Raw genomic sequence first — 4,174 nt, forward strand, 5'->3', positions numbered from 1 at the left:
GACACATGGATTGGCCATAATGCGCAGGTAAAGCCCGAAATCACCGTGGGCCATGGCGCGGTGATTGCTGCGGGCGCCGTGGTCACGCATGACGTGGCCCCCTATACGATCGTCGCGGGCGTGCCCGCCCAACCGCTGCGCCCGCGCCTCGCCCCTGCCGTGGCAGAGCGCATGATGGCGCTTGCATGGTGGGATTGGGATCACGCCCGCCTGCGGGAAACCTTGGATGATTTCCGCAGCCTGAATGCCGAGGCATTCCTCGAAAAGCACGGCGGTTGAGCACGAAAAAAGGCGGCCTTGCGAGGCCGCCTTGGGATGCTGAAATCGCGGGATGAAAGAGGCAGGTGGAATGGCCCTGCTGATAGGCGCGGCAGATGACAGCGCCGTGACAAGTCGCGCTTTTTTACAAATCCGCCAGCGTCAGCGTGATCCGATCCCCGGCAAACCAGGTGCGGCCATATTCGATGGGCCGCCCCTCGGGGTCCACATTGACCGCTATGGTACGCAGGATCGGCGCGCCGGGGCTGAGCGCCAGATGCCCCGCCTGCATCGGGCTTGCCAGTTTCGCGTTGAGCCGGGTCGAGGCGCGGGTGAAATCCGCCACCCCCTGTTCGGCCAGCGCCGCCGTCACCGATCTCAGCCGCCCCAGCGCCTCGGGCAGGCCGGGAAACCGCGCCGCCGGAAAGGTGCTGCGAAAGAGTGCCACGGGCACGCCGTCCGCCAGCGACAGCCCGTCACAGACATGCACCGCACCGCCGGGCGGCAGGCCCAGCGCCTCGGCCTCGGCGGCATCGGCGCTGCGGGTTTCCAACGCCAGAATTTCCTTGGTCGGCAACCGCCCGGCAGCCTGCAAATTGCGGTGAAACCGCACCCGTCTGCCAATCGGATATTCGGTCGGGCGATGCGCCACGAACACCCCCGCCCCGCGCCGGCTAAAGATCATCCCCGCCTCGGCCAATGCACCGAGCGCGCGGCGCACTGTATGGCGATTGACGCCGAAACGCCCCGCCAGCGCCGCCTCGGTCGGCAGCTTGTCGCCAGGCCCATAGCGCCCCGCCGCGATATCGCCGCTCAAGCTGTCATGGATCGCCCGCCAGAGCGCGTCAGGTTTTTCTCGGCTCATGTCACAGAAGTTTCACCTGTTGCGGCCTTGCTAGGGGCCGGGGTTTCGCGTATAGATTTGTCTAGTTGTATAGTAATCTCGACAACTTCGCAAGATGTCCAGCAAGGTGTCCGCATGAGCAAAGAAACCGAGCGCAAAGGCTGGATGGGCCTCTTGGCGCGCGCCCCCGCCGCAGAGGTGCATCGCCTCTGGTCCGAGAGCGGGCTGACCCCCGACCACGCTTACTTGCGTGCACCCGAGGTAGGTGGCGTCATGGTGCGGGGCCGCGCGGGGGCCACCGGAGCCGCCTTCAACCTTGGCGAAATGACCGTCACCCGTTGCGCGCTGCAACTGGGCGATGGCCGCGTCGGTCACGGCTATGTGCAGGGCCGCGACAAACGGCACGCCACGCAGGCCGCCTTGATTGACGCGCTGATGCAGGGGGCCGAGGCCGCGATGATCCGCGCCCAAATCCTCACACCCTTGACCGAGGCCGAGACCACCCGCCGCCAGACCCGCGCCGCCCGCGCGGCGGCGACCAAGGTCGATTTCTTCACCCTTGTCCGAGGAGAGGATTGATGCAGACCGAGGCCCTGACCGGCGGTTTTACCAACGCCCCGACCCAAGCCGCCGAGGCGTTTCGCGCGGTGATGCGCGCCATGGCCCGCCCCGGCACCATCGAACGGATCATGGGCGCTCTGCCCCCCGCACCGCTCTCAAACGCCGCCGGTGCTGTGATCCTCACCCTTTGTGATCCCGAAACGCCAGTGCATCTGGCGGGGGCAAGCGATACCCCAATGGTGCGCAACTGGATCACCTTTCACACCGGCGCGCCGCTGGTGGACCGCGCCCGCGCCAGCTTTGCGCTCGGGTCGTGGCAGGCGCTCTTGCCCCTCACCGACTATCCCATCGGCAGCGCCGAATACCCTGACCGCTCGACCACCCTGATTGTCGAGATGCCCGCGCTCACGCAAACCGGCGCGCGCCTCGCCGGACCGGGGATTGAAACCACCGCCGCCCTCTCGCTGCCCGAGAGCACCGCCTTTCAGCACAACGCGGCGCTCTATCCCTTGGGGCTCGATTTCCTCTTCACCTCTGGCGATTACCTTGCGGCCCTGCCGCGCTCAACCCGCGTGGAGGGCCACTAGATGTATGTCGCAGTCAAAGGCGGCGAACGCGCCATCGACAACGCCCATGCCTGGCTCGCTGAGGAACGGCGCGGCGATACCACCATCGCCGAATTAACCGTGGCGCAAATCCGCGAACAGCTCAGCCTCGCCGTCAACCGCGTCATGGCCGAAGGCTCGCTCTACGATCCAGACCTCGCCGCGCTCGCCATCAAACAGGCGCGCGGCGATCTGATCGAGGCGATCTTTCTCATTCGCGCCTATCGCACCACCCTGCCCCGCTTTGGCGCGTCACATCCGGTAGAGACCGCCGCCATGCGCTGTGACCGGCGCATCTCGGCCACGTTCAAGGATGCGCCGGGCGGTCAGGTGCTTGGCCCGACCTTTGACTACACCCACCGCCTCTTGGATTTCAAACTGGCGGCCGAAGGCGAGACGCCTGCGGCCCCCACAGCCACGCCCACCCCCGGCCCCACGCCGCATATCATGGGCTATCTCGACCGCGAGGGGCTTATCCAGCAAGAAAACCCAAGCGATACCACGCCCCCCGACCTCACCCGCGAACCGATGCAATTGCCGGCCTCCCGCGCGCTGCGGCTTCAGGCGCTCACGCGCGGCGATGAGGGGTTCATCCTCTCGCTCGCCTATTCCACCCAGCGCGGCTATGCCCGCAACCACGCCTTTGTAGGGGAATTACGCATCGGCGCGGTGGCGGTGGAAATGGACATCCCCGAACTGGGTTTTGCGATTGAGTTGGGCGAAATCACCCTCACCGAATGTGAGACCGTGAACCAATTCAAAGGCTCAAAAACCGAGCCTCCGCAATTCACCCGTGGCTATGGGCTGGTCTTTGGCCAGACCGAGCGCAAGGCCATCGCCATGGCGCTCGTGGACCGCGCGCTGCGCTGGCGGGAACTGGGCGAAGAGGACCAAGGCGCACCTGCACAGGACGAGGAATTCGTCCTCATGCATGCCGACAACATTCAGGCGACGGGCTTTCTCGAACATATCAAGCTGCCGCATTACGTCGATTTCCAGTCCGAATTGGAACTGGTGCGCAAACTCCGCCGCGAGGCCGAGGGCGCAGCCCACCGGGAGGCGGCGGAATGAGTATTTATGGAACGATGAACTTGGGCGCGTCAGCCTTTGGGCGGTGTGTCGTCATCTTGCCGGTAGAGACCGGGAAAAAGCTGTTTGCGGATGATAAACAGAAGAATGCCAATCAGGATCGGAATGATCCAAGCGAATTCCGCAAGCTCCCCGCCGTGGCGAAAGTAATTGTATCGAAACAGGGAAATCATACTCATGGCAACGACATAGCCGTTTCCCCATTTGCTTGGCAAGACGGTGAGGTCCAGCCATGACCCTCATCATCTTTGACATCGGCAATGTTCTCTTGCGCTGGGACCCGCAGGCGGCCTTTCGTCATGCCATCGGCAGCGACGCCGAGATTGACGCGCTGCTGACAGAGGTCGAATTCTACGACTGGAATTATGAACAGGACCGGGGCCGCAGCCGGGCCGAGGCGGTGGCAGCGATTGCCGCCCACTGGCCACATCATGCAGTGCTCATGAACGGCTATTTCGACCGCTTCGGCCTGACCATCCAGAACCGCATCCAAGGGTCATGGGACATTGCCGCCGCGCTCAAGGATAGCGGCCACCGCCTCTGGGCGCTCACGAATTTCTCGGCCGACACATGGCCGCAGGCGCTGGACCTGCATCCCCAACTGACCGCGCTGTTCGAGGGCATCGTCGTGTCGGGGCACGAGCGCATGGTCAAACCCGACCGTGAGATTTTCGATCTCCTCTGCGCCCGCGCCAATGCCGCACCCGAGGCGTGTTATTTCATCGACGACAGCGCCGACAATGTGGTCGGGGCCCGCGCCGCAGGCTGGCAGGCGCATCACTTCACCGGGCCCGAGGGCCTGCACGCCGACCTGCGC

6 protein-coding genes and 1 pseudogene are annotated in these 4,174 nt (G+C 64.8%); 6 read left to right on the forward strand and 1 reads right to left on the reverse strand.

Features of this window, described 5'->3' with window-relative positions:
- Positions 1-279: pseudogene (locus tag KBT70_RS01920) on the forward strand (chloramphenicol acetyltransferase); the annotation flags it as partial.
- Positions 280-403: 124 nt separating this feature from the next.
- Here the strand turns inward: KBT70_RS01920 and phnF are convergent.
- Positions 404-1,123, reverse strand: coding sequence for a phosphonate metabolism transcriptional regulator PhnF (gene phnF / locus KBT70_RS01925; protein WP_296628132.1), 720 nt, complete (start codon positions 1,121-1,123; stop codon positions 404-406).
- A gap of 114 nt (positions 1,124-1,237) precedes the next feature.
- Between phnF and phnG the strand changes: the two genes are divergently transcribed.
- The 5 genes from phnG to KBT70_RS01950 all read left to right on the forward strand — a co-directional run.
- The gene (phnG, locus tag KBT70_RS01930; protein WP_296628134.1) at positions 1,238-1,681 is read left to right on the forward strand and encodes a phosphonate C-P lyase system protein PhnG; all 444 of its coding nucleotides are present in this window, start codon (positions 1,238-1,240) and stop codon (positions 1,679-1,681) included.
- Positions 1,681-2,250 carry a phosphonate C-P lyase system protein PhnH gene (phnH, locus tag KBT70_RS01935; protein ID WP_296628136.1) on the forward strand — a complete coding sequence of 190 codons (570 nt, stop codon included), beginning with the start codon at positions 1,681-1,683 and terminating at the stop codon, positions 2,248-2,250. The genes phnG and phnH overlap by 1 nt, the downstream gene beginning before the upstream one ends.
- Positions 2,251-3,339 carry a carbon-phosphorus lyase complex subunit PhnI gene (locus KBT70_RS01940; protein WP_296628138.1) on the forward strand — a complete coding sequence of 363 codons (1,089 nt, stop codon included), beginning with the start codon at positions 2,251-2,253 and terminating at the stop codon, positions 3,337-3,339.
- Positions 3,336-3,593, forward strand: coding sequence for a hypothetical protein (locus KBT70_RS01945; RefSeq protein ID WP_296628140.1), 258 nt, complete (start codon positions 3,336-3,338; stop codon positions 3,591-3,593). The genes KBT70_RS01940 and KBT70_RS01945 overlap by 4 nt, the downstream gene beginning before the upstream one ends.
- The coding region (locus KBT70_RS01950; protein ID WP_296628143.1) for an HAD family phosphatase at positions 3,590-4,174 on the forward strand (585 nt) is incomplete at its 3' end. The genes KBT70_RS01945 and KBT70_RS01950, both read left to right, overlap by 4 nt.

Origin of the sequence: Roseovarius sp. (assembly GCF_018066915.1) — a bacterium.
Lineage (GTDB): Bacteria > Pseudomonadota > Alphaproteobacteria > Rhodobacterales > Rhodobacteraceae > Roseovarius.

Excerpts from the sequence above, each read along its gene's own strand:
- phnF (WP_296628132.1), bottom strand. The coding sequence starts at position 1,123 with ATGAGCCGAGAAAAACCTGACGCGCTCTGGCGGGCGATCCATGACAGC.
- phnG (WP_296628134.1), top strand. The coding sequence starts at position 1,238 with ATGAGCAAAGAAACCGAGCGCAAAGGCTGGATGGGCCTCTTGGCGCGC.
- phnH (WP_296628136.1), top strand. The coding sequence starts at position 1,681 with ATGCAGACCGAGGCCCTGACCGGCGGTTTTACCAACGCCCCGACCCAA.
- KBT70_RS01940 (WP_296628138.1), top strand. The coding sequence starts at position 2,251 with ATGTATGTCGCAGTCAAAGGCGGCGAACGCGCCATCGACAACGCCCAT.
- KBT70_RS01945 (WP_296628140.1), top strand. The coding sequence starts at position 3,336 with ATGAGTATTTATGGAACGATGAACTTGGGCGCGTCAGCCTTTGGGCGG.